This window comes from Vulcanococcus limneticus LL (genome assembly GCF_002252705.1).
GTDB lineage: Bacteria > Cyanobacteriota > Cyanobacteriia > PCC-6307 > Cyanobiaceae > Vulcanococcus > Vulcanococcus limneticus.
On record NZ_NQLA01000001.1, the window covers coordinates 16,353 to 39,035 of the forward strand.

27 protein-coding genes and 1 tRNA gene are annotated in these 22,683 nt (G+C 69.9%); 15 read left to right on the forward strand and 13 right to left on the reverse strand.

Going from position 1 to position 22,683, the window contains the following annotated elements; genetic code table 11:
- Positions 1 to 287 precede the first annotated feature (287 nt).
- Entirely contained in the window at positions 288 to 968 is a 681-nt protein-coding gene (locus tag CJZ98_RS00125; protein WP_094587490.1) for an esterase/lipase family protein, read from the forward strand.
- Positions 969 to 1,171: 203 nt separating this feature from the next.
- Here CJZ98_RS00125 and CJZ98_RS00130 read toward each other — a convergent pair whose 3' ends face one another.
- The gene (locus CJZ98_RS00130) at positions 1,172 to 1,315 is read right to left on the reverse strand and encodes a chlorophyll a/b-binding protein (protein WP_094587491.1); all 144 of its coding nucleotides are present in this window, start codon (positions 1,313 to 1,315) and stop codon (positions 1,172 to 1,174) included.
- Between the two features lie 134 nt (positions 1,316 to 1,449).
- On the opposite strand from CJZ98_RS00130, the gene CJZ98_RS18665 reads away from it, so the two are divergent.
- The gene (locus tag CJZ98_RS18665) at positions 1,450 to 1,959 is read left to right on the forward strand and encodes a DUF6790 family protein (protein ID WP_198537394.1); all 510 of its coding nucleotides are present in this window, start codon (positions 1,450 to 1,452) and stop codon (positions 1,957 to 1,959) included.
- Positions 1,960 to 1,999: 40 nt separating this feature from the next.
- Here the strand turns inward: CJZ98_RS18665 and CJZ98_RS00140 are convergent, their stop codons facing one another.
- The 3 genes from CJZ98_RS00140 to CJZ98_RS00150 all read right to left on the reverse strand — a co-directional run bounded on the left by CJZ98_RS00140 (position 2,000) and on the right by CJZ98_RS00150 (position 3,536).
- A complete protein-coding gene (locus tag CJZ98_RS00140) occupies positions 2,000 to 2,221 on the reverse strand; it encodes a hypothetical protein (RefSeq protein WP_094587492.1) in 222 nt (73 codons plus the stop codon).
- Between the two features lie 69 nt (positions 2,222 to 2,290).
- Complete coding sequence (locus CJZ98_RS00145) at positions 2,291 to 2,599, reverse strand: chaperone modulator CbpM (RefSeq protein WP_094587493.1); 309 nt, start codon at positions 2,597 to 2,599, stop codon at positions 2,291 to 2,293.
- Positions 2,592 to 3,536 (reverse strand): DnaJ C-terminal domain-containing protein, encoded by a 945-nt coding sequence (locus CJZ98_RS00150; RefSeq protein WP_094587494.1) that lies wholly within the window; start codon positions 3,534 to 3,536, stop codon positions 2,592 to 2,594. The genes CJZ98_RS00145 and CJZ98_RS00150 overlap by 8 nt, the downstream gene beginning before the upstream one ends.
- A 220-nt stretch (positions 3,537 to 3,756) precedes the next feature.
- On the opposite strand from CJZ98_RS00150, the gene CJZ98_RS00155 reads away from it, so the two are divergent.
- Positions 3,757 to 4,440 (forward strand): hypothetical protein, encoded by a 684-nt coding sequence (locus CJZ98_RS00155; protein WP_157910812.1) that lies wholly within the window; start codon positions 3,757 to 3,759, stop codon positions 4,438 to 4,440.
- Between the two features lie 37 nt (positions 4,441 to 4,477).
- Here the strand turns inward: CJZ98_RS00155 and CJZ98_RS00160 are convergent, their stop codons facing one another.
- Entirely contained in the window at positions 4,478 to 5,143 is a 666-nt protein-coding gene (locus CJZ98_RS00160) for a Fe2+-dependent dioxygenase (RefSeq protein WP_094587496.1), read from the reverse strand.
- Positions 5,144 to 5,247: 104 nt separating this feature from the next.
- On the opposite strand from CJZ98_RS00160, the gene CJZ98_RS00165 reads away from it, so the two are divergent.
- The 6 genes from CJZ98_RS00165 (at position 5,248) to CJZ98_RS00190 (ending at position 9,838) form a co-directional block, all read left to right on the forward strand.
- A complete protein-coding gene (locus tag CJZ98_RS00165) occupies positions 5,248 to 5,439 on the forward strand; it encodes a hypothetical protein (protein WP_094587497.1) in 192 nt (63 codons plus the stop codon).
- Positions 5,440 to 5,553: 114 nt separating this feature from the next.
- Positions 5,554 to 6,216 (forward strand): DUF305 domain-containing protein, encoded by a 663-nt coding sequence (locus tag CJZ98_RS00170; protein ID WP_094587498.1) that lies wholly within the window; start codon positions 5,554 to 5,556, stop codon positions 6,214 to 6,216.
- 89 nt (positions 6,217 to 6,305) lie between these two features.
- Positions 6,306 to 7,031 (forward strand): DUF305 domain-containing protein, encoded by a 726-nt coding sequence (locus tag CJZ98_RS00175; RefSeq protein ID WP_094587499.1) that lies wholly within the window; start codon positions 6,306 to 6,308, stop codon positions 7,029 to 7,031.
- Between the two features lie 139 nt (positions 7,032 to 7,170).
- The gene (locus CJZ98_RS00180; protein ID WP_094587500.1) at positions 7,171 to 8,898 is read left to right on the forward strand and encodes a potassium/proton antiporter; all 1,728 of its coding nucleotides are present in this window, start codon (positions 7,171 to 7,173) and stop codon (positions 8,896 to 8,898) included.
- Positions 8,899 to 9,166: 268 nt separating this feature from the next.
- Entirely contained in the window at positions 9,167 to 9,538 is a 372-nt protein-coding gene (locus CJZ98_RS00185) for an AbrB family transcriptional regulator (RefSeq protein ID WP_094587501.1), read from the forward strand.
- A 60-nt stretch (positions 9,539 to 9,598) separates the two neighbouring features.
- Positions 9,599 to 9,838: a hypothetical protein gene (locus CJZ98_RS00190; RefSeq protein ID WP_094587502.1), complete on the forward strand. Its 240-nt coding sequence runs from the start codon at positions 9,599 to 9,601 to the stop codon at positions 9,836 to 9,838.
- Between the two features lie 284 nt (positions 9,839 to 10,122).
- On the opposite strand, the gene CJZ98_RS00195 is transcribed toward CJZ98_RS00190, so the two are convergent.
- Positions 10,123 to 10,196, reverse strand: a tRNA-Pro gene (locus CJZ98_RS00195).
- A gap of 115 nt (positions 10,197 to 10,311) precedes the next feature.
- Here CJZ98_RS00195 and CJZ98_RS00200 point away from each other — a divergent pair.
- Positions 10,312 to 10,989, forward strand: coding sequence for an alpha-ketoglutarate-dependent dioxygenase AlkB family protein (locus tag CJZ98_RS00200; protein ID WP_232756057.1), 678 nt, complete (start codon positions 10,312 to 10,314; stop codon positions 10,987 to 10,989).
- Positions 10,990 to 10,993: 4 nt separating this feature from the next.
- Here the strand turns inward: CJZ98_RS00200 and CJZ98_RS00205 are convergent, their stop codons facing one another.
- Complete coding sequence (locus tag CJZ98_RS00205; RefSeq protein ID WP_094587504.1) at positions 10,994 to 11,392, reverse strand: Rid family detoxifying hydrolase; 399 nt, start codon at positions 11,390 to 11,392, stop codon at positions 10,994 to 10,996.
- On the opposite strand from CJZ98_RS00205, the gene CJZ98_RS00210 reads away from it, so the two are divergent.
- The gene (locus tag CJZ98_RS00210) at positions 11,364 to 12,584 is read left to right on the forward strand and encodes an ABC transporter ATP-binding protein (RefSeq protein ID WP_232756058.1); all 1,221 of its coding nucleotides are present in this window, start codon (positions 11,364 to 11,366) and stop codon (positions 12,582 to 12,584) included. The two genes, CJZ98_RS00205 and CJZ98_RS00210, sit on opposite strands and share 29 nt — an antisense overlap.
- A gap of 40 nt (positions 12,585 to 12,624) precedes the next feature.
- Here CJZ98_RS00210 and gloB read toward each other — a convergent pair whose 3' ends face one another.
- Positions 12,625 to 13,383, reverse strand: a complete 759-nt coding sequence (gloB, locus tag CJZ98_RS00215; protein WP_094587658.1) for a hydroxyacylglutathione hydrolase — start codon at positions 13,381 to 13,383, stop codon at positions 12,625 to 12,627.
- 187 nt (positions 13,384 to 13,570) lie between these two features.
- Between gloB and hisG the strand changes: the two genes are divergently transcribed.
- Both hisG and CJZ98_RS00225 read left to right on the forward strand, forming a co-directional pair.
- The gene (gene hisG, locus CJZ98_RS00220) at positions 13,571 to 14,221 is read left to right on the forward strand and encodes an ATP phosphoribosyltransferase (RefSeq protein ID WP_094587505.1); all 651 of its coding nucleotides are present in this window, start codon (positions 13,571 to 13,573) and stop codon (positions 14,219 to 14,221) included.
- Entirely contained in the window at positions 14,221 to 16,020 is a 1,800-nt protein-coding gene (locus tag CJZ98_RS00225) for an ABC transporter ATP-binding protein (protein ID WP_094587506.1), read from the forward strand. Before hisG ends, CJZ98_RS00225 begins: the two co-directional genes overlap by 1 nt.
- Here CJZ98_RS00225 and CJZ98_RS00230 read toward each other — a convergent pair.
- On the reverse strand, positions 15,993 to 16,901 hold the full coding sequence (locus tag CJZ98_RS00230; protein WP_315855776.1) for an alpha/beta fold hydrolase: 909 nt from the start codon (positions 16,899 to 16,901) through the stop codon (positions 15,993 to 15,995). The genes CJZ98_RS00225 and CJZ98_RS00230 overlap by 28 nt on opposite strands.
- Between CJZ98_RS00230 and CJZ98_RS00235 the strand changes: the two genes are divergently transcribed.
- Positions 16,878 to 17,438, forward strand: a complete 561-nt coding sequence (locus CJZ98_RS00235; RefSeq protein ID WP_094587508.1) for a GNAT family N-acetyltransferase — start codon at positions 16,878 to 16,880, stop codon at positions 17,436 to 17,438. The genes CJZ98_RS00230 and CJZ98_RS00235 overlap by 24 nt on opposite strands.
- A gap of 44 nt (positions 17,439 to 17,482) precedes the next feature.
- Here CJZ98_RS00235 and CJZ98_RS00240 read toward each other — a convergent pair whose 3' ends face one another.
- Entirely contained in the window at positions 17,483 to 18,658 is a 1,176-nt protein-coding gene (locus CJZ98_RS00240; protein ID WP_232756059.1) for a trypsin-like peptidase domain-containing protein, read from the reverse strand.
- 93 nt (positions 18,659 to 18,751) lie between these two features.
- Between CJZ98_RS00240 and dnaA the strand changes: the two genes are divergently transcribed.
- On the forward strand, positions 18,752 to 20,194 hold the full coding sequence (gene dnaA, locus CJZ98_RS00245; RefSeq protein ID WP_261347813.1) for a chromosomal replication initiator protein DnaA: 1,443 nt from the start codon (positions 18,752 to 18,754) through the stop codon (positions 20,192 to 20,194).
- 58 nt (positions 20,195 to 20,252) lie between these two features.
- Here dnaA and cbbX read toward each other — a convergent pair whose 3' ends face one another.
- The 3 genes from cbbX to CJZ98_RS00260 all read right to left on the reverse strand — a co-directional run bounded on the left by cbbX (position 20,253) and on the right by CJZ98_RS00260 (position 22,661).
- A complete protein-coding gene (cbbX, locus tag CJZ98_RS00250; protein ID WP_232756060.1) occupies positions 20,253 to 21,227 on the reverse strand; it encodes a CbbX protein in 975 nt (324 codons plus the stop codon).
- Positions 21,214 to 21,468: a 4a-hydroxytetrahydrobiopterin dehydratase gene (locus tag CJZ98_RS00255; RefSeq protein ID WP_094587510.1), complete on the reverse strand. Its 255-nt coding sequence runs from the start codon at positions 21,466 to 21,468 to the stop codon at positions 21,214 to 21,216. Before CJZ98_RS00255 ends, cbbX begins: the two co-directional genes overlap by 14 nt.
- A gap of 92 nt (positions 21,469 to 21,560) precedes the next feature.
- Positions 21,561 to 22,661 carry a CO2 hydration protein gene (locus CJZ98_RS00260; RefSeq protein ID WP_094587661.1) on the reverse strand — a complete coding sequence of 367 codons (1,101 nt, stop codon included), beginning with the start codon at positions 22,659 to 22,661 and terminating at the stop codon, positions 21,561 to 21,563.
- Positions 22,662 to 22,683 lie beyond the last annotated feature (22 nt).

Below are 22,683 nucleotides of genomic sequence, written 5' to 3' on the forward strand. Positions count from 1 at the left end.
TGACGGTTGGTCGGGCTGCTGTTGTACGGGCTGCCAGGGCTGGGAGGGTGCGGCTGCTCGGGAATCAGTTGACGTCCTGGGCTCGGACTAGGGCGGCTTTTGAGGGTTTATGGGCCTAAGTTTAAGGCTGCTCGTTGTTACTCTTCCGAGAATCCATCGTTCTGCTTGTCGCTCGCGGTTGCTGGGGCGCTGCGTCGGCTGCCTGCGCTGAATCCCAGCTGGTTGGCCCGTCCAGCGGTCCTGGCCCTTGAGCATGCTGCTGCTGTGCCGTACGCCCACTCCTGCCCATGGCTCCGCAGCCGATCGTGATCCTCGGTGGCTTTCTGATCAGCCCGGAGGCCTATGCCCCGATGGCCGAGCGGCTGGAGCAGCTTGCTGGCCAGCCGGTGCGGCTGGTGGCGGTGAGCAAGCTCGACTGGCTGCTCACCGTCTTCGCCTTCGGTTGGGCGCGGATTCTGGATCGGGTCCAGCAAGTGGCGCTGGATCTGGCCCGGGATTCGCCCACGGGTCGGGTGACGCTGATCGGCCACAGCTCCGGTGGCATCATGCTGCGGCTGTTTCTGGATGACGCCCCGTTCGAGGGTCGTCGCTACGACGGCAAAGCCCTTGCCGATGGGCTGGTGATGCTGGGCAGCCCCCACACGGCCCTCAAGGCCACGGTGCTGCGCCAGATGGTGCAGCGGCGGCTGCCGGGAGCGGCCTTCGCCGATCGGGTCCGCTACGTGTCGGTGGCGGGAGATCTGGAGCTGGCAGCGGCGACGCCCCTGGCCCGGCGCCTGGCGCCGACGGCCTATCGCAACAGCACCGGCGATGCCAACGACCGGGGCGACGGCCTTGTGCCGGTGGCCTCGGCCCTGCTGGAGGGTTCCACCCCCGTGGTGCTTCCGGGGGTGGCCCATGGGGGCGCTTTCGGGCCCGTCTGGTATGGCAGCCCGGAGGTGGTCGAGCGCTGGTGGGGCGTGTTGTGAGTGCTCAGTCGGCCAGATCGGGTTGGAGCAGCGCCCCAACGATCCAGGCGCCGAACAGCAGCACGGCGAGGGTGGCGATCATCGGGGGTTGGTTGACGAGAGGTCGCTGGGGCGGCTCAGCACAAAGACGACCATGCCAGTGAGCACAACGATGAGGCCCACGACGGCGCCGATGGCGGCGGTGTAGTTGGTGTCCATCGCGATCAGCCCAGACCGATCTGGGAGAGGATGCCCTGGCCGGTGAGCAGCTCGGTGCTGAGGCCGATCACGAAGCCGAGCATGGCGAGGCGGCCGTTCCAGGTTTCTGCGAATTCGACGAAACCGAAGCGGGAGGAGGTGTCAGCCATGGACCGTTACGAAGTGTTGCTCCTACTGTAACGGAGTGTGACGGCTTCTGGTCGGTGGGGTTCTCCGCCCTGTTCGGGGCTGCGCGGCGTCGGCTCCAGGCCCTGGCTAGCCATGGGGCAGTTCGGCCGCCGCCATGGGCAGCGCACTGGCCTTGCTCCTGGGCCATCTGGATCTCTGGACCCTGGTGATCGCCCTGATCGGCGCTGGCTTCGCGGTTCGCCGCAGCCCCAGCCTGGCGCGCTGGTCGGAGGCGACCCTGCTGTGGATCGCCTTCTGGGTGCTGGGGGTCAACGGCCTGGCCGGCTTCCTGATGCACCTGCTGCTGGGGCCCTTCATCGCGGCCCAGATCGGCTGGCCCGACAGCCCGTTTCAGAACGAAGTCGCCTACGCCAATCTCACCATCGCGATCCTGGGTTTCTCCTCCTGCTGGCTGCGCCGGCGCGACTACCTGCTGGCGGCGATGGTGGCCTACGGCTCCTGGATCTTTGCCGATGGGGTGGGCCATGGGGTGTCGCTGGTTGCCACGGGCAATTGGGCCCCATCCAATGTGGGCACGATCCTCTACACCGACCTGTTCACCCCGATCCTGGTGGCGGTGCTGCTCTGGCTCAGTCGCGCCGAGCGCACCCGCCTGAAGGGCTGAGCTGGCCCTTGCCTGGTTTGGGTTGGTGTCAGTTGTTGTGTCAGTCGTTGAGCAGATCAAAGATCGCTTTCTGTAGATCCTTGGACTGCTCGAGTTGATCGAATACCCAGGCCATGGCGGTGGCGGGATTCTGGAAACCCAGTTCCTTGCAGAGGCGCTGGATCACGTCAGAGTGCTGCTCATAGAGGGAGAGATCGGCCACACTCTGCACCCGGAGATGGCGGCTGATCAGCTGGCTTGTGGCGAGATCTGCAGGCTCCATGGCAATGCATCGCATGGGTAGAAGTGTAGGCATCCGTTTCCCTGGAAGACCTTCTGCAGGAGTACTCCTTCAGCGGGGCAACAGGCATTGCAGTTCCCGCAGGCGCTGCTCCAGGGCCTCGATGCGCTCCAGGTAGGTGAGGGCGAGAGCCATGCCGGGCGTGTTGAGACCGAAGGTGTCGCGCAGGGTCGCGGCTCGCCTGGCCTGATGCACCACCCGGGCCTGGAAGCTCCAGCCCGAAACGCTTCCGTGGCTTTCCAGGACCCCGAACTCCACCAGTTCCAGCACCTCCGCCTCGGCCAGACCCGAAGCGGCCAGCAACTCGGCCAGGTCCACCCGGCTCTCCGCATCGGCTGGAATCAGCACGTCGTCAGTCATGGGAGGCACCTGCGAAGAAGGATTGGCGTGGGTCGAAGCTGGAGGCGGAGGCAAGCTCACGATAGAGCTCCTGTTCGCGCTCGCCGATCTGCTTGGGCGTCACGATCTGCAGCACGCCGTAGAGATCCCCCGCGCCCTCTTTGCGCCTGGGCAGTCCTTTCCCGGCCAGCCGTAGTTTCTGCCCCGTCTGGGCACCGGCCTGCACGGTCAGCCGTACGCGGCCATCGAGGGTGGGCACCTCGATCTCACCGCCGAGCGCGGCCTCCCACGGCGTCACGGGCAGCTGCAGGTACAGGTCATGGCCCACCGCCTGGAACAGGCGATGGGGCTTGAGATGGATGTCGAGATACACGTCTCCCGGTGGGCCGCCGCCGCTGCCCGGGCCGCCGCGGGCCGGAATGCGCAGCCGCTCGCCTTCGGTCACGCCCTTTGGGACGCGGATGCGCACGATCTGGTTCTGGCGCCCGAGGCTGCCGTCGGGGCGCCGCTGCGGCACCTGGCGCTCCAGGCTCACTTCGGTGCCGCGTGCCACCTCCTCCAGGCTGAGCTGGGCCACGGCCTCGATGTCCTGGCCGCGCATGGGGAAATCGGGCCGGGCCTGGCGCTGGGAGGCATGGAACCCCATCTGTTCGAACAGGTCGGCCAGATCCACCTCGCCATGGCTCTGGCCCTGCCAGAAGCGGCTGTCCCAGCCCGGTGGTGGACGGAAATCCTCGCCAGCCTGGTGGCGGCCCAGTTCGTTGTAGGCCTGGCGCTTGTCGGGATCTGAGAGGGTCCCGTAGGCCTCACTGATCTCCTTGAAGCGCTCCTCAGCTCCGGCTTCCTTGGAGATGTCGGGGTGAAATTTGCGGGCCAGCCGGCGGTAGGCCTTCTTGATCTCCTCTTCGCTGGCGTCACGGCCAACGCCGAGGGCCTCGTAGTAGTCCTTGAACTTCATCGCCCCGCACCAGCGGCATCGTCACCATCGCCATGCCGCGGAGGCTGCGTCAACGGTCGGGCGTTTCTAGCTTGCGGCCATCAGGGGTCTGGGCCGTTGGCGTGACGCGATCCCGACAGCGCGTGGATCCACGGACCCGCAGTGATGCGGAGCTGGTGCGCTGATCCTGGCCCCCAGGTTGGGTCCCCCGTGTTGGCAACCCATTCCAGCCCCGTCCGCCATGCGTCCGCCGATGCCGATCGCCACCGATCCGCGGGGAGCCCCGGGTTTCGACTACCGCCTGCTGCACCGGGTGCCCGCTACGGCGGTGCCCCAGTTCCTCGCCCTGGAGAGGCGGCTGCAGGCGGCGGTTCAGGACTTCCCCGGCTACCTGGGTGAGAGCGGACCCCGCTACGTGGGTCGGATCCGGGGCCAGGCGGGGCAGCGAACCGTGCACCTCTATGAATCGATCCTGCGGTTTGACGGATTGCAGGGCTTCCTGCAGTGGATGGACAGCCCCATCCGCCGCGCCATGCTCCAACCCGCCGAGCAGCAGGGCTATGGCTTCGAGGGCTCCGCCGACTGGGAGGGCTATTCCCGATGGCTGGCCCTGTCGGTGCCGGGCCCGGTGCCGCTCTGGAAGACCAACCTGCTGGTGCTGCTCGTTCTTTACCCCACGGTGATGGGGTTGACCATGGCCCTGCACGGTCTGCCCTGGGATTTCCCCGCCAAGTTGCTGCTCGGCAATGTCTGCAGCGTCGCCATCACCGGTTGGCTCCTGGTGCCCTGGGCCAGCCGCCTCTATGGCCCCTGGGCCGAGGGTCGGGGTCCCCGGTGGCAACGGGCCCTCGCCCTGGCCTCGATTGTGGGGGTCTTGGTCGCCCTGCTGCAGCTGTTTCGCAGCCTGCCCTCCACGCTCTGGTGAGGGACTGGCCCGATCGCTCCAGGCCGCCAGGGGCTGCTCAGCAGTCCCAGGCCCTCAGCAGGTTGCTGTAGCTGCGGCTGATCAGGTCGAAGATCTCGTCCTTGCCGCTGCGGGCGAACAGGGCCCGCCGTGCCGAATCCAGCTCGAACAGCAGTTCCCGCTGTTCGGCCTGGCGGATCCTGCTTTCGATCCAGCCCACCGCCACGAGCCGTTCCCCCGAGGTCACCGGCTCCACGCGATGCAGCAGGGTGCTCGGATACACCAGCGCGTGGCCCGCCGGCAGCCGGAACGGCTCCTCGCCGCTCGGCGATTCCAGCACCAGGGCTCCACCGCTGTAGGCGTCGGGCTCGCTCAGGAACACGGTGAAGGAGAGATCCGTGCGGCCGCCCGCCATCCAGGCGTTGTCGACATGGCGCCCATAGCCCTCCCCCACGCCGCTGCGGCTGAACAGGATGCCGTGGATGTGGCGGGGGAAGGCCGCCGCCTGAACCAGGGGATGGCGAAGCAGATGATCCTGCAGCTCCGAGGCCAGCCGCTGATGCAGCGCGCCGCTTCGGTCGAGCTGCTGGTTGTGCTTCACGGCGCGGGCGTGCCAGCCGGCCGTCTCCGCTCCCGGCCGCCAGTCGGCGTTGGCGTTCTGCAGCGGCTCGGCCATCGCCTGCCACTGCTGCGGGTCGAGCAGCGGCTCCAGGGGGAAACGCATGGATGTGACGGTTGTTACCGCGGCGTGTTGTGTCTGTTGATGGATCCCGCTGGCGACTGGTCCATCCAGCAGGATCGAAGCACCGTCAAGCCGATAGCGCCCCGATGAAACGCCACAGCATTGCCCTGTTTCTGAGCAGCCTGGCCCTGGCGGGCGGAACCGTGGCCTGCGGTCGCACCCCGGAAGCCGGGGAGAACGGTGGAGACCGGGACCGCCAGGAGAAGCCCAGCCAACCGGCCAAGCCCGCGCCCGCCAGCGACGACGGTGGTGAAGGTGGCGAGGGCGGCGAGGGCTGAGGTCGCAGCGCGTGGGGCCTGCTGCGCGGGGGAGCCTCCGAGCGCCAGCGGCCCCAGTCCCGCTTGGTGGAATCGTGATCAAGCTGGAGATGTTCCCTTGAGCACGAGGCCGCCATGGCCATCAGGCCCATTCCTGGTTGGACCTGGGGGGCGGCCATCACTGCCGGGTTGCTGGCCAGTTCAGGCCTGGTGCCGCCGGGCACGGGGGCGGCTCCAGCGCCGCCGGTTGGCGCGGGCCCGGGGGCCATGGGCATGCCGATGGGGATGCGGCCGGCTGATCAGCGCTTCATCGTGATGATGATTCCCCATCACGATGGGGCGATCGCGATGGCCGATCTGGCGCTCACCAGGGCCAGGCGGCCGGAGATCCAGGCCCTGGCGCAGCGGATCAAGGCCAGTCAGAGCGAGGAAAACGCCCAGATGCGCCGCTGGTATCGCCAGTGGTATGGCGCCGACGTGCCGGCCTGGACGCTGGGCGGCCCGGGCTCAGGCATGGGCATGGCTGGCCCCATGGGGATGGGCATGGGCATGGGCATGGGCGGGGCAATGCCGGGCCTGGCCACCAGCTTGGAGGCGCTCAAGGCTGCGCCCGATTTCGATCGCGCCTTCATCGAGCAGATGATTCCCCACCACCGCATGGGCGTGATGATGGCCTCCCACGCCCAGTGGAACAGCCTGCATCCCGAGCTGCGCAGCCTGCAGGCCGCCATGGTGCGGGTGCAGAGCCAGGAGATTGCCCAGATGGAGCAGTGGTATCGCCAGTGGTATGGCTCCTGAGGGCGTTGCGCAGCGGCAGACGCCACCCCTTGACTCTCCATCTACGGGAGGCTGCACGGTGGGGCTGGTCTCCCCTCCAGCCGCCCGCGATGCGTCCTCTCCTGGTGACTCTCGCCCTGTTGGGTCTGCTGGTGCCGATGGCCCAGGCCCAGATGCCCTCCCCTGCGCACCACCAGCACCACAGCCAGCCGCAACCGGCGCCGGCGCCGGCTACTTCAGCGCCGCGGCCGGTCGCTGGATCCATGGATCACGGTGCCCATGGCCATGACGTGGGTGCCGCCGGTGCCACCTACGACCTGCGCTGGATCGACGCGATGGTGCAGCACCACACCGGTGCGCTGCGGATGGGCGAGGTTGTGTTCGACATCGGCCAGCCGGGGGTGGGGGCACTGGCCAAGACGATCTGGCGGGACCAGGCCCAGGAGATCAAGGCCATGGGGCAATGGCGCAGGGCCTGGTATCCGGAGGCGCCCGTCTACCCCGTCGCCTTGAAAGCCGGCGGTGATCCCAACAGCCTGGCCGGCCTGGAGCGCATGGGCCCCGCCCAGATCGAGGCCATGCGCATGACCGGCAGCACGCCCACCAAGGCCAACCGCGTCCGCTGGTTCCTGGAGGGGATGATCGCCCACCACGGCGGCGCGCTGGAGATGGCCCACGATGCGCTGCAGAAGTCCACCAACACCACCATTCGGCGGCTGGCACGGCAGATCATCGTGGCCCAGCGCCGCGAGATTCTCGAGCTGCGGCACATGCTCCAACGCGACGGCCTCGATCGGCCGGAGTACTACCGCTACGACGCCCTCTTCTCCAACTGAGGGGAACCATGACGGCGATCCGCGCTCTGGACGAGCGGGCTGGACTGCTGTGCTGGGCTGCTGTGCTGGGCCGTGCCCTGCTGCTCCCATCGCCCCACTCCTGCGCCATTCTCATACGGACTGCCTGGACGGAAGCGGCGTGTGGATCAACGTGGCCGTGCTGCTCGCCGGCGTGCTCCTGCTGTTGGGGATTGCCTCCAGCAAGTTCTCCGCCCGCGTTGGGGTGCCGGTGTTGGTGCTGTTCCTCTCGGTGGGGATGGCGGCCGGCTCCGAGGGGCTGGGCCGCATTCCGTTTGAGAACTATCCCCTGGCCAACAGCATCGGCAGCGTGGCCCTGGCCCTGATCCTGTTCGATGGCGGTCTGCGCACCTCCCTGGCTTCGGTGCGGCGGGTGTGGCGGCCGGCCCTGGCACTCTCCACCGTGGGCGTGCTCATTACCTCCCTGCTCACGGGGGTCGCGGCCGCCTGGGTGCTGGGGCTTCCGCTCCTTCAGGGCTTGCTCCTGGGCAGCATTGTGGGTTCCACCGATGCGGCGGCGGTGTTTTCGGTGCTGCGCACCAGCGGCCTGAAGCTGCCGGAGCGGCTCACGGCCACCCTCGAGGTGGAGAGCGGTTCGAACGATCCGATGGCGATCTTCCTCACGCTCGGCCTGATCGGCGTGATCACCGGCGGCATTGGCTCTGCCCAGCAATTGGCATTGCTCTTCTTCAGTCAGTTCGGGGTGGGCGGCCTGGTGGGCCTTGCCGTGGGCTGGCTGGCCATCCGGGCGGTGAATCGGATCAACCTCGACTATCCGGGCCTCTACCCCCTGTTGGCCCTCGCCTTTGGCCTGGTGGCCTTCGGGCTGGCGGCGGTGTTGGGGGGCAGTGGCTTTCTGGCCGTCTACATCGCCGGCATCGTGCTGGGCAGCGGTTCGATCGTGTTCCGGCGGGGGATCTTCTCCTTCCACGACGCCGTGGCCTGGCTGGGTCAGATCGTGCTGTTTGTGATGCTGGGGCTCCTGAGTTTCCCCAGCCGTCTGCTGGCCGTGGCGGGGCAGGGGTTGCTGATCGCCCTGGTGTTGATCCTGGTGGCGCGGCCGATCGCGGTTGCGGTGTCGGCCTTCCCGTTCCGCTTCCGGCGCCGGGAGCTCACTTTCCTTTCCTGGGTGGGCCTGAAGGGGGCGGTGCCGATCACCCTGGCCACCTTTCCGTTGATGGCCGGCGTGCCCGGCAGCGCGCTGATCTTCAACGCGGTGTTCTTCGTGGTGCTGATCTCGGCGATCACCCAGGGCTGGTCGCTGCCGCTGGTGGCCCGCTGGCTGCACATCGGCCGGCCGGCCGATCCCACCCCAGCGCTGTCGGTGGAGCTCCATACCCTGCGCCAGGTCGATGGCGAGATCGTCGACTACACCCTCCAACCCCAGGCCCAGGTGGCCGGCCTGCAGCTGCGCGATCTGGCCCTGCCCGATGGCGTGCTGGTCACTTTGATCCTGCGCGGCAAGCAGGTGGTGATGCCGCGAGGCCAAACGGCCCTTGAGCCCGGGGACCATGTCTTTGTGGCCATGCGCAGCCGTCTCCAGCCCCTGATCGATCGGCTGTTTGCGGTGGATCCCGAGCCGATTGCAGCGCAGGCCAACCAGCCGCTCGTCTTCAATGCGACGGTCACCGTGCAGCAGCTCCATCAGTTTTTCGGGCTGCCCCTGAGCGCCGCGATCAGTCGGGAGAAGGCGGCCCAGAGCCTTCGATCCCTCCTGGCTGAGGCCGCTCCGCGTCAGCAGCCGACCTGCCTGGAGGGCTTTGCCATCCAGACAGGGGTCGATGACGACCATGTGGTGGTTCAGTACGTCAGCGATGGGGAATCGGCATCACCCAGTGGTGGCAGGTGAGCCTGGCCTGCTCCAATCGCCCATCTCGAACCTGGCGAATCCGCTGGTGGCACCACTACCCCAGCGTGTGGCCGCTGTTACTGCCGCCGCGACATCGGCTCTGAAGCCGGGTCCTTTGACTCTGCCACCAGGGTCTTACCACATCCGAGGCCCGAGGAGATGGCGGGGCCTTCGCAAGTCTGCTGCGCTGAGGTGACGGCAAACCACACCTCCGCTGCTTGCGGTTGGCCATTTCCTGTGTAGGTTGTGTGCACTTCCATTCCCAAGCATGGCTCTCACTGGATCTGATCTGCTGGCCAAGGTCAAGGAGCTCGGCGATGCCTCCAAATCCGATTTGGTGCGGGCCGCCGGCTACGTGAGCACCAAGAAGGACGGCAGCGAGCGCCTGAACTTCACCGCCTTCTATGAGGCGCTGCTGGAGGCCAAGGGCGTCAGCCTCGGCGAGACCGGAGGCCGTGGCAAGGGCAAAGGTGGCCGTTCCCTGAGCTACGTGGCCAAGGTGCAGTTCAACGGCAACCTGCTGGTGGGCAAGGCCTACACCGCCCTGCTGGACCTCAAGCCCGGCGACGAGTTTGAGATCAAGCTGGGCAAGAAGCAGATCCGCCTGGTGCCCGCCGGCGGCAGCGACGAGGAGGAGTGAGGCCGGGAACGGGCGAATTGGGCCCTGGGGCTGATTCGCCCCGAAAGCTTCCTCTCGATCGTGGCCATCAAGGCTGAGGAGAGCGGCCCCGCCTCCCTGGTGTGGGCACGGGTGGCAGGTCCCATTGAGGCCTGCTTCCCGACCAGCGGGGTAATCACCACCCCAAGCGCTGACGTGTACAACCGGGCCTGCGTGCCACGCGAGCAGGCGATGGCAGCTGAGGTGGCTCAGGTGCGGCGGCTCTCCTACATGACCTTCAAGCAGCCATTCCCCCCAGCGACTATCCAATCGCCGCGCTGAAGCGCTGGGCGGGGATGCATTGATTCCAGGGCCGATCCCCCAGTTCGGCCTGCAGTCCCTCAACGTCGCGACCGCGGAAGTCGGCCGCCAGGTTGCAGTCCCTCGGCCGGCCAATGGTTCAGGGCGATGCCGTTGGACAGCAACGCAGGCTGATGGTGCCGATCCCGCGGTGCTCGGGGCCGCCCATGCAGGAGCGGTTGAGGCCAGTTGCTGCGCGATCAGCGGTTTCTGACGCCATGAAAAAGGGTCCCCGGAATCCCCGAGAACCCTTGCTGTAACTGGAATCGGGGTGACAGGATTCGAACCTGCGACCTAATGCTCCCAAAGCATCCGCGCTACCAAGCTGCGCTACACCCCGCTGTGAGCGAACTTAGCTGGCCGCGGTGCAGGGTTCCGCCCCAACACGGCGATCCGGCCTGGCTCCTGCCGAGGCAATGGCCCATCCTGCTCCAGTCTCCAGCCGCGCCGCCGCCGTGAGGTCAGCGCTTCAGCTTCAGTGCGCCCCGGGTCTGCAGCTGCGCCATGGACCGGCCTGGTTGCAGGGCCAGGGGCTGGACCTGCGCCAGCTCCAACGCGCCTTGACGGCCTCGCTGGCCTGGCAGCAGCCCCTGGTCACGGTGTACGGGCGCCAGCACCCCACGCCGCGGCTGGTGTGCTGGGTGGCGGACCCGGGCTGCAGCTACCGCTACAGCGGCCTGGAGCAGGTGATCACGCCCTGGACCCCCGAACTCAGCCAGCTGCGCGAGCTGCTGCAGCTGGAGCTGGGGGTGCGCTTCAACAGCCTGCTGCTCAATCGCTACCGCAACGGAGCCGATCGCATGGGCTGGCATGCCGACGATGAGCCCGAGCTCGATCCCGTCGCGCCGATCGCCTCCCTGAGCCTGGGGGCGTCCCGCAGCCTGCGCTTCCGGCCGAAGCCGCGCCGCAGCAGCAGATCAGGACCCGCCTCGGGCCAACGTGGGCTGGGTGCGCCCAGTGGGGAGCTGGCCACCAGCGACGCCCAGCCCCCCTTCGCCGTGGACCTCGCCGATGGCGACCTGTTGGTGATGGATCCCCCCACCCAGCGCCACTGGCAGCACGCTCTGCCGGTGCGCGCGCGGGTCTCAAGCGAGCGGATCAACCTCACCTTCCGGCTGATCCGCCCGCGCTGATCCCTCAGCCCAGGACGGCGATGCAGTCGATCTCGACCCGGGCCCCCTTGGGCAGCGCCGCCACCTCGACGCAGGCCCGGGCGGGCGAGACACCGGCGCCGAAGGTCTCGGCGTAGATGGCGTTGACCAGGGCGAAGTCGCCCAGGTCGGCCAGGAACACGGTGGTGCGCACCACCTGCTGGGGGGTGGCGCCGGCCTCGGCCAGCACCGCCTTGAGGTTCGCGAGCACCTGGCGGGTTTCGGCCTCCACGTCGCCGCCGCCCACCATGGCGCCGCTGCTGGGATCGAGGGCGATCTGGCCGGAGCAGAACAGCAGCCCGCCGGCCTTCACCGCCTGGTTGTAGGGGCCCACAGGGGCGGGGGCGCCGGCGGTGGTGACGGCCTCGATCGCTGCGGCGGACATGGCGGGGGAAGATGGGGCGCTGAGCCTATGGCCTCCGGGCCCGCCCGCCATCGCCAGCGCCGATCTGCCGCGTCCTGAGCCATCGCCCCAGGTGGAGCTCGCGGGCCTCTGGCACCGCTACCGCGGCCATGCCGCCAGCGGCGACTGGACCCTGCGGGGCATCGACTTCCAGCTGCAGCCCGGCGAGCTGGTGGGCCTGCTGGGCCCATCCGGCTGCGGCAAGACCACCCTGCTGCGCCTGATCGCGGGCTTCGAGCGGCCCGATCGGGGTCTGGTGCGCATCGGCGGCCAGGAGGTGGCGGGGCCCCACCGCTGGCTGCCGCCGGAGCGGCGCGGGGTGGGCATGGTGTTCCAGGACTACGCCCTCTTCCCCCACCTCGACGCCTGGCGCAACACCTGCTTCGGTCTGCGCCGCGGCCAGGACACCAGCCGGGCCGCCTGGCTGCTGGAGTTGCTGGGCCTCCAGGGCCTGGAGCAGCGCTACCCCCACGAGCTCTCGGGCGGTCAGCGCCAGCGCCTGGCCCTGGCCCGGGCCCTGGCGCCCGGCTCCTCGCTGGTGCTGCTGGATGAGCCCTTCTCCAACCTGGATGTGGAGGTGCGGCTGCGGCTGCGCAGCGAACTGCCGGCGGTACTGGCCCAGTGCGGCGCCAGCGGCGTGATCGTGACCCACGACCCCGAGGAGGCCCTGGCGATCTGCGATCGAGTGGCGGTGCTGGAGGCGGGGCGGCTGCACCAGTGCGCCCGGCCCCGGGAGCTGGTGCGCCATCCCGCCACGGGCTTCGTCGGTCGCTTCGTGCTGCAGGGCAACCTGCTGCCGGCCCAGTGGCAGGCCGGCCGGCTGCGCACCGCCCTGGGGGAGCTGGAGCCGTCCCTGCCCGCCACCGGACCCGCGGCCGCCGTGCCCCGGCCCGAGCCCGGCGAGACCCTTGAGGTGCTGGTGAGCCCCCTGGGGCTCAGCTTCCAGCCCGATCCCAGCGGTGAGGCCTGCGTGATGGGCCGGGAGTTCCTGGGCCGCGAGTGGCTCTATCAGGTGCAGCAGGGGAGCCTCAAGCTGCGGCTGCGGCTGCCCCTTGAGGCCGACTACCAGCGGGGGCAGCGCGGGCGGCTGGGGCTGCGGGCCGGGGAGGGGGCGCGGCTGTTCCCCGGGGGGCTGGAGCTGGTGGCGGCGCCGGTGTCGCCGGCGGTGCTCTGAGGCGACTGGACCCACTCGCCTGACTGCAGGGCGGCTGACGTCAGCCGCGCCAGTGGTCCTTGCTGTGGCGCCGCTCGGCCAAGGCCTCCACCGTGGCGGCCCGCAGGAACAGGTTGGTGGCCCGTTCCGCGCCGATCGTGCTGGGGATCGTGGGCTGGCCTGCGGCACGGCTGGTGCCCACGGCGGCGAGCCGTTCGGCGATGGCGCCATCGCCTGGTTCCTGGGCGGCCGCCCAGCGCAGGTTGGCCTCGGTGTACTCGTGGGCGCACCACACCCGCGTGGACGGCGGCAGGGCAGCCAGCCGCTGCAGGGCGGCATGCATCTGGGCCGGGGTGCCCTCGAAGATCCGCCCGCAGCCCCCGGCGAACAGCGTGTCGCCGCAGAAGAGCTCGCCGCCGCCGGCCCGGGCGCCCCCGGCTGCAGCCCCCTCCAGCGGCGGCAGGAAGAAGGCGATGTGCTCGGAGGTATGGCCTGGAACAGCGAGCACCTGGATCTCGCGGCCCAGCAGCGTGAGCCGATCGCCGTCGGCGACCCCGCGGGTCTGCAGGGGGATGCGCATGCGATCGGCCGCGCTGGCGATCACCTCGGCCCGGGGCCAGCGGCGCAGCAGGCCGGGGCTGCCGCCGATGTGGTCGCTGTGGTGGTGGGTGTGCAGGATCGCCGCCAGCTCCAGGCCGCGGGCCTCCAGCCAGGCGATCACGGGCGGGGCGACGGCCGGGTCCACCACCACGGCCGGCCCCGGCCCGTCGCCGTGGAGCACGAACACATAGTTGTCTTCGAGCACCGGGATCAGCGACACCCGCTGGGCCGCGCCCGTTGGGCTGGCGGCGTGGCCGGCCGCGGCGGAGCCAGGGGGCGGCTCGGGACTCGGGGCGGACGGGTGGCTCACTACAGTCGCAGCTGATGCGCAGCTCCATGATCGCCGCTGCTCAACAGCCCGGGGCCACCGCTCTCCCGGGCGTGCTGACCACCCGACGGAGCGCGCGATGATCACCGTCGCCCTGGCCAAAGGCGCCCTGCTCAAGGACTCGGTGCGCCGCTTCGCGGCCGCCGGCCTCGACTTCGCCGCCGTGCTCGAGCCCGGCAACCGCCAGCTGATGGTGCCCAGCGCCTGCGGCGCCGCCCGGGCCCTGCTGGTGCGCAACGCCGATGTGCCGGTGTATGTGGCCTATGGCCAGGCCCAGTTGGGCGTGGTGGGCTACGACGTGCTGCGCGAGCACCAGCTGCCCGTGGCCCAGCTGCTCGATCTGGGCTTCGGCGGCTGCCGCATGAGCGTGGCGGTGAAGGCCAGCAGTCCCTACCGCCGCTCCGCCGACCTGCCCGCCCACTGCCGCATCGCCAGCAAGTTCACCCGCTGCGCCCAGGAGTACTTCGACGCCCTGGATCTGCCCGTGGAGCTGATCCACCTGGCCGGCTCGGTGGAGCTGGGGCCGATCACCGGCATGAGCGAGGCGATCGTGGACCTGGTGGCCACCGGCCGCACCCTCGAGGAGAACGGCCTGATCGCCATTGAGGACCTGTTCCAGTCCACTGCCCGGCTGGTGGGTCACCCCCTGGCACTGCGCCTCGATGACGGGCCCTTGCAGGCGATCGTTGATCGCCTCGCCGCCGCCGCACCGGCCCCCCTCCCCGCCTGATGGCCCGTCTTGATCGCCAGCGGCTGCTGCGGCTGCTCCCCTACCTGGGCCGCGACCGCAGGCGCCTGCTGTTCACCCTGGTGCTGCTGATCCCGGTGGCGGGCGCCGCCGCGGTGCAGCCGCTGCTCGTGGGTCAGGCGATCTCGGCCCTGCGCCACGAGCCGGTGATGCCCTGGCTGGCGGGCATGGCCGTGCCCCAGCAGCTGCGCACCCTGGTGGGGCTGCTGCTGGCGGCCGTGCTGGTGCGGCTCGGGCTCCAGGGCCTGCAGAGCTACAACGTGCAGGCGGTGGGCCAGCGGCTCACGGCCCGCATCCGCGACGACCTGTTCGCCCATGCCCTCGACCTCTCGCTGCGCTTCCACGACCGCACGCCGGTGGGCAAGTTGCTCACCCGCCTCACCAGCGACGTGGACGCCCTGGCCGAGGTGTTCGGCAGCGGCGCCGTGGGGGTGCTCGCCGACCTGGTGACCCTGCTGGTGATCGCGGTCACGATGATCTCGATCGAGCCGCGCCTCGGGGTGTTGCTGCTGGCCACCCAGGTGCCGGTGACCCTGGCGATCGTCTGGTTGCAGGGCCGCTACCGCAAGGCCAACTACCGGGTGCGCGAGGAGCTCAGCCAGCTCAACGCCGACCTGCAGGAGAACCTGCAGGGCCTGGAGGTGGTGCAGATGTTCCGGCGCGAGGCGTTCAACTCCCAGCGCTTCGGCCGCACCACCGACGCCTACCGCCAGGCTGTGACTGGCACGATCTTCTACGACTCGGCCATCTCCGCCCTGATCGAGTGGGTGGCCCTCACTGCCATCGCCGTGGTGCTCGGGCTGGGCGGCTGGATGGTGACGGCCGGCGCCATGGGCCTGGGCACCCTCACCACGTTCATCCTGTTCTCCCAGCGCCTGTTTGATCCCCTGCGCCAGCTGGCGGAGCGCTTCACCCAGATCCAGGGCGGCCTCACCGCCGTGGAGCGCATCGGCGAACTGCTGGAGCAGCCGATCGAGATCCAGGAGATGCCGGTGGAGCAGCGCTCCGCCGCCGCCGTGCGCAGCGGCGTCGAGCGCGCCAGCGCCGGTGAGGTGATCTTCGAGGAGGTGTCCTTCGCCTACCGCGACGACGATCCGATCCTGACGGACCTCTCCTTCCGCATCGCCCCCGGCGAGCACGTGGCCCTGGTGGGCCCCACCGGCTCCGGCAAGACCACGGTGATCCGCCTGCTCTGCCGGCTGTATGAGCCCCAGCGGGGCCGCATCCTGCTCGATGGGGTGGATATCCGTGAGCTGCCGATCCCGACGCTGCGCCAGCGGCTGGGGGTCGTGCTGCAGGACACCTTCCTGTTCAGCGGCAACGTGGCCGACAACCTGCGCCTCGATGCCCCCATCGCCGACGCCGAGCTGGAGCGCCTCTGCGCCGAGCTCGGCCTGGCGCCCCTGCTCAACCGCCTGCCCCAGGGCCTGGCCACTGAACTGCGTGAGCGGGGCGGCAACCTCTCCTCGGGCGAGCGCCAGCTGCTGTCGGTGGCGCGGGTGGCGCTGCGCAACCCCTCGGTGCTGGTGATGGATGAGGCCACCGCCTTCCTGGATCCCTCCACCGAGGCCACCCTGCAGCGCGACCTCGACCGGCTGCTGCGCCAGCGCACGGCCATCGTGATCGCCCACCGTCTGGCCACCGTGGAGGCCTCCGATCGCATCCTGGTGCTCAAGCGCGGCCGGCTGGTGGAGGAGGGCAACCACCGTGAGCTGCGGGCCGCCGGCGGCCTCTATGCCCAGCTGGCCGAACTTCAGGAGCGGGGGCTGGCCACGCTCTGAGCGGCCGGCGACGGGTCGCCCAGGCCCGCCGCCCCCAGGCCCACCGCCCCCGAGGCGCCGGCTTCGCTCCCGCCGATGCCCTCGTCCGCCAGCCAGGTCCTGATCAGGGCCGCCAGCGGCGCCGTGTTCCTCCCCACCGGCAGGTGTCCAGCCCCGGCCAGCAGCTCGAAGCGGTGGCCGGGGCTGTAGGCCGCCAGGTGGCGCACGTAGCGGGGCTCCATCACCTGGTCGCGCTCGCCGGCGATCCACAGGCTCGGCACCTGGAGCTGGGCCGTGAGGGCCGGCAGCTGCTGCACGGCGCCGCGGGTCATGCTGCAGGCCAACAGGCCGCGCGCGGCCCGCAGCTCCGCCGTCAGGGGGCTGCGGAGTGCCTCGGCGCCGGGCAGCCCCGCCAGCCAGCGGGGCCGCCAGCGCAGGAAGGCGGCCCCACCGCGCCGAACGGTCCGGAAGGGCCGAGGCTGGTAGACCCCGCCGCCGGCGGCGATCTGCACCAGCCCCACCAGCTGCCCCTCCAGGTGGCCGGCGGCGTGCAGGGCCAGGCTGCCCCCCAGGGAATGGCCCACGAGCACCAGCGGCCGTCCGCTGGCCTGCCGCCGGGCCTCGTCGGCCACCCAGCGGCCGTAGCTGGCCAGGCTGGGCTGCAGGCCCCGGGGCCGCTCCGCCAGGCCGAAACCTGGCAGGTCGGGGCTCCAGAGTTGCCACTGCGGCTCGAGCTCCGCGCGCAGCGGCTGCCACAGCCGGCCCGAGAGCAGCCAGCCGTGCAGGCAGACCAGCAGGGGGGAGTCGCTCAGGGGCCCGGTGGCGGAACGGGCTCCAGCCTGCCCCAGGGGGGTGCCGCTTCGGGCAGGATCATGCCAATGCTTAGCCGCCCGCCCAACCAGGAGCCCGCGCCGTCCGCCGCCGCTCCCTCACCCACGCCGGAGGCCTGCGCCGGCGTGGATCCGGTGCTGGCGCGCCTCTACGGCGGCGGCCACCGCCGCTGCCCGGTGCCCAACCCTGAGCTCACCCTGGTGCTGAGCCGCGAGCGGGAGATCGACCTCTACGACCTGGAGCAGCTTTGCGATGCGGTGGGCTGGAGCCGCCGGCCGCTGCGGCGGGTGCGCAAGGCCCTGGAGCACAGCCTGCTGGTGGTGGGCCTGTGGCGCCACGACGAGCGCCTGCCCCGGCTGGTGGGCTTTGCCCGCTGTACCGGCGACGGCGTGATCGAGGCCACCGTCTGGGACGTGGCGGTGCACCCCCACTACCAGGGCGCCGGCCTGGGGCGGGCGTTGATGGACTACGTGCTCGAGCTGCTGCAGGTCATGGGCACCGAGCGGGTGAGCCTCTACGCCGATCCGGGCGTAGTGGGGTTCTACAGCGCCCAGGGCTGGGCACTGGAGCCCCAGCAGAAGCGCTGTGTGTTCTGGTACTCGCCCTGAGGGGGGTGGCGGCACGTCCCCCCAGCACAGCCGGCAGGGTCCGATCAGTTGGCGCGGGGCAGTTCGGCGGGCCGCAGCTCCAGGCTCAGGTTGCGGCCGCCACGCTGCACCTGCAGGCTGAGGGGCTCGCCCACCTGGCCCTGGTCCACCGCCACCTGCACCTCTGAGGGGTTGTCCACGGCGGTGCCGCCCACCCGCTCGATCAGGTCGCAAGCGCGCAGGCCGCCGCGGGCCGCCGGACTGCCGGGCACCACGTCCACCACCACCACGCCATTGGTTTCCGGCAGGCGGCACTCGGCCTGGGTGGCGTTCACCTCCCGGGCCAGCTGGGGCGTGAGCGCCTGCAGGCGCACGCCGATGTAGGGGTGCGAGGCCCGGCCCCGCTCCAGGATCTGGGCGGCGATCGACTTGGCCAGGTTGATCGGCAGGGCGAAGCTCAGCCCGGCGCCGGGGGCCTGGCGGATGGCGGTGTTGATGCCGATCACCTGGCCCCGGTCGTTGATCAGGGGGCCGCCGCTGTTGCCGGGGTTCACGGCCGCGTCGGTCTGGATGTAGGGAACCCGCTGGCCCTCGCCCACGGCATTGGTGCGCTGCACGGCGCTGATGATCCCGGCGGTCACGGTGTTGTCGAGGCCGAGGGGGTTGCCGATGGCGATGGCCCATTCGCCGGGCCGCACCTTGGCGGAATCTCCCAGGGAGGCAACGGGTAGCCCGGAAGCCGCCACCTTGAGCACGGCCACGTCCGTGAGCGGATCCACGCCCAGCACCTTGCCGCGGTAGCTGCGGCCATTGGGCAGGGTCACCCCCACCTCATTGACCCCATCGACCACGTGGGCGTTGGTGAGGATCACCCCGTCGGAGCGGGTGATGAAGCCCGAGCCCTGGCCCTGCTGCTGCTGCACCGAGGGGCCGCCGCCGAACAGGCCGCCCAGGGGGTTGATCACCTGCTTGACCGTATCGATCCGCACCACCGCCGGGCCCACCTTGTCGACGGCGCTGACGATGAAGTTGTTGCCAGCCTGCAGGGGCGCCGGTGGCGGTGCATCGCTCACGCGCGCCCGTGGCTCGCCGCCAGGGCGCCCGCCACCGCCGGGCAGGCCGGGCAGCCGCGGCAGCGAGAAGGGGGTCCCGCAGCCCGAGAGCAGGCCGGCGAGCACCAGGCTTCCGGCCGTTCCCGCCAGGGCCAGGCGACGGGGCGGCTGGGGCATCAGAGGGGCCATGGCAGTGGGCCGGGGAGCCAGGTGGGCATGCGCATCATTAAAGACCGCCAGCTCTGGCCTGCGCCCCTATATTCCGGTGTTCGGCGCAGGGGGCTGACGGTGCAGCAGGGATCGGAACTGTGGCACCAGGTCCAGCAGGCGCTCCAGGGCAACCTCAGCAAGCCCACCTTCGAGACCTGGATTCGCCCGGCCAGCTGCTCCGGCTTCAGCGGCAGCGAGCTGCAGCTGCTGGCCCCCAACGCCTTCGCCTGCGGCTGGCTGCGCAAGAACTACCTGGCCACGATCGAGGCGGTGGCCAGCGAGCTGGCGGGGCGGCCGATCAAGGTGCTGGTGGAGGCTGCCGCCGAGGGGGCCGAGGCCGGCGGTCTGCAGGCCCTCAACGGCGCCGCCGGGGTCGTGGTGGGGGACGCGGGGCCGAGCGGGGAGTCGCGCAACGGGGCCGGCGGGCTGGCCCTGGCGGCGGGGATCACGGCCACGGCCACCGGTGAGACCCCGCGCAAGCTCGCCCCGGGGCTCAACCCCCGCTACGTGTTCAACCGCTTCGTGGTGGGCCCCAACAGCCGCATGGCCCATGCGGCGGCCCTGGCGGTGGCCGAGGCGCCGGGCCGTGAGTTCAACCCCCTGTTCATCTGCGGCGGTGTGGGCCTGGGCAAGACCCACCTGATGCAGGCCATCGGCCATTACCGCCTGGAGATCGATCCGGAGGCCCGTGTGGCCTACGTGAGCACTGAGACCTTCACCAACGACCTGATCCAGGCCATCCGCAAGGACGGCATGCAGAAGTTCCGCGACCGCTACCGGGCCGCCGATCTGATCCTGGTGGACGACATCCAGTTCATCGAGGGCAAGGAATACACCCAGGAGGAGTTCTTCCACACCTTCAACGCCCTGCACGAGGCGGGCCGCCAGATCGTGATCGCCAGTGATCGCCCCCCCAGCCAGATTCCGCGCCTCCAGGAGCGCCTGATCTCGCGCTTCTCGATGGGCCTGATCGCCGACATCCAGCCGCCCGATCTGGAGACGCGCATGGCGATCCTGCACAAGAAGGCCGAGGCGGAGCGCATGAGCCTGCCCCGCGACCTGATCCAGTATCTGGCGGGCCGCTTCACCTCCAACATCCGCGAGCTGGAGGGGGCCCTCACCCGGGCGGTGGCCTTCGCCTCGATCACCGGCCTGCCGATGACGGTGGAATCGGTGGCGCCGATGCTCGATCCCACCGGCGTGGAGGTGGAGGTCACCCCGGCCCAGGTGTTGGCCAAGGTGGCCGAGGTGTTCGGCGTGGGGGTGGAGGAGATGAAGAGCCCCAGCCGCAAGCGGGCCGTGAGCCAGGCCCGGCAGGTGGGGATGTATCTGATGCGCCAGGGCACCAACCTGAGCCTGCCGCGCATCGGCGAGGCCTTCGGCGGCAAGGACCACTCCACGGTGATGTACGCGGTGGAGCAGATCGAGAAGAAGCTGAACACCGATCCCCAGCTGGGCCGCCAGGTGCAGCAGGTGCGCGACCTGCTGCAGATCGCCTCGCGCAAGCGCAAGTAGTCCGACGCGCCGCCGCCGCTGCCCTTCCAGGTTCAGGCAGTGCCTCCAGGGGCTCTGGCTATTGGGTGATCGGCTGGCTGGGATCGAGCCCCTCCACTTCGCCCTCAAAGACGCGGCTGGCGGTGATGTCCTCGGCCTCCAGGGTCATCAGGTCGCGCTTGGTGATCGGCAGGCTGCTGATGCGGTTGAACAGGCGGTTGGCCTGACGCATGCGGGCCCGGTCGATGGCGTTGCGGATCGAGCGGGCATTGGCGAAGAAGGGCAGCTGCATGCGCCGCACGATGTACTCGGCAAAGGCGGCGCCGGCCTCCTCGCTAAGGCGGTAGTTCTCCTCCGCCAGAATCAGCTTGGCGATCGCCAGCAACTCCTCCGCCGTGTAATCGGGGAAGTCGATGTGGTTGGCCACCCGCGAGGAGAGGCCGGGATTGGACTGGTAGAACACATCCATCCGGTCCTTGTAGCCCGCGAAGATCACCACCAGATCGTCGCGGTTGGCCTCCATCACCTGCAGCAGGATCTCGATCGCCTCGGCGCCGTAATCCCGCTCGTTCTCCGGGCGGTAGAGGTAGTAGGCCTCATCGATGAACAGCACGCCCCCCAGTGCCTTCTTGAGCATCTCGCGGGTCTTGGGGGCCGTGTGGCCGATGTACTGGCCCACCAGATCGTCGCGGGTGGCCGTCACCACGTGGCCCTTGCGCACATAGCCGAGGCGATGCAGGATCTGGCTCATCCGTTCGGCCACGGTGGTCTTGCCCGTGCCGGGCCGCCCGGTGAACGACATGTGCAGGCTGGGGGCCGTGGTGCTCAGCCCCACCTGCTTGCGGGCCCGGTCCACCACCAGCAGAGCGGCGATCTCGCGAATGCGCGTCTTCACCGGCCGCAGGCCGATCAGTTCGCGGTCGAGCTGCTCCAGCACCTCCTGAACCTGGGCGCCCTCGTAGGCGGCCTGCAGATTCACCGGGGTGTCGTCGGGTGTGGGGGCCAGGGAGGGCGGCGACCCTGCGGCGTCGAGCGGCTGCTCAGAGGAGGCCATCGATGGCCGCGGCGAAGGCATGGTCAGCCTCGCCGATCGGCGTGTCGGCGCCCTCGGCCCGCAGGGTGATGTTCACGTAGGTGCGCCCGAAGCTGATGTCGGGGAAGCGGCCCTCCTGCTCGGAGAGGTCGTTGAGCTTCTCGAGGAAGTGGCGGTTGCTCTCGTAGTCGGGGAATTCGATGCGGCGCTCCAGGCGCTCGGGGTTCTCCGGCTTGGGCCGTGGGGTCCAGGGCTGATCCATCCGCTGAACTTAGGGCGTCGCGGGAACGGCCATGAACCCGCCAGGCCTCAAGCGGCGAGGCACCTAGCGGCTAGGCATCAAGCGGCTAGGCATCAGCCGGCTAGGCAATCCGTGCGGCCGGCGGCCAGGCGTGTGGCCCAGGCCTCGGCGTAGGCGCGGTTGGCGGCCTGCTCGGCCGGGTCGCCGCTGGCCAGGGGATGGGGCAGGGTGCCGGCGATGGCGGCGTTGGTGACGCAGAACATCGACTTCTGGAAGCTGCCGCAGATCTTGACCCGCACGTCCCCCTCGCCGCGGGTGCGCTCCAGGTACCACCGGTGCAGCGGCTCGGGCAGGTTCCGGTACATGTCCTGCATCAGCAGGCTGGGGGGGATGCCGGCGCCCATCGTGGGCAGCGGATCGGCATAGAGGGCGCCGTAGGCGAACTGGGCCTGGTCGTGGGAGATCTGCTGGGCCTGGGCGTTGAAGCTCACCGTGCCCAGGAACGGCATGCCCCGCAGGAACACCGCCTCCACGTAGGGCACGGCCACATCCGCCAGGAAGGTGAGGCCCGCTTCGGGAGGCAGCACCCAGAAGTGGCTGTCACCCAGGTTGACGCCGTAGTGAATCGGCAGACCGGCGGCCGCCACCAGGCCCTGCTTCAGAAACTCCACCACCGCTGGGATCGAGCGCACCCGGCCGTCGCGCTCGGCCTCGGCCAGGTCCAGGAACAGATCGCTCATCACACGCCAGAACTGGCCCAGGGCATGGGTTGTGGCGGCCGAGCGGATCAGCTCGGGCAGGAAGGCAGGAAACAGCGGGGCGAGCACGGCCAGCAGCGGATCCCGCCGCTTGTGACGGATGATCGCGGCGCAGTTGGCGATGAAGGCCTCGCTGTCGAAATAGGCATCCATGCCGCCGGTGCCGTGCCAGAGCATCGCCTTCTGGCAATACTCGGCGTATTCGAAGTTGATCCGGTCGTGGATCAGGTGACGCCAGATCTTGGCGGGGCTGAGGTCGCCATCAAAGAACCGGAACACCGGGAACGGCTTCAGGAACTGGCGTTCGGCCTGGAAGATCAGGTTGCGGCTGTAGGCATCGAGCACGATCCCGTAGCTCTCGAGCACCCCCACCACCTCCAGCAGGTGATCGGGCGTGTCGGCCAGCAGGGTCTGTCCCCGCAGTAGCCGATCGGCCAGCTCGGCCGCCGTGGGCATCAGGGCGGCGGCCTCGGCTGCA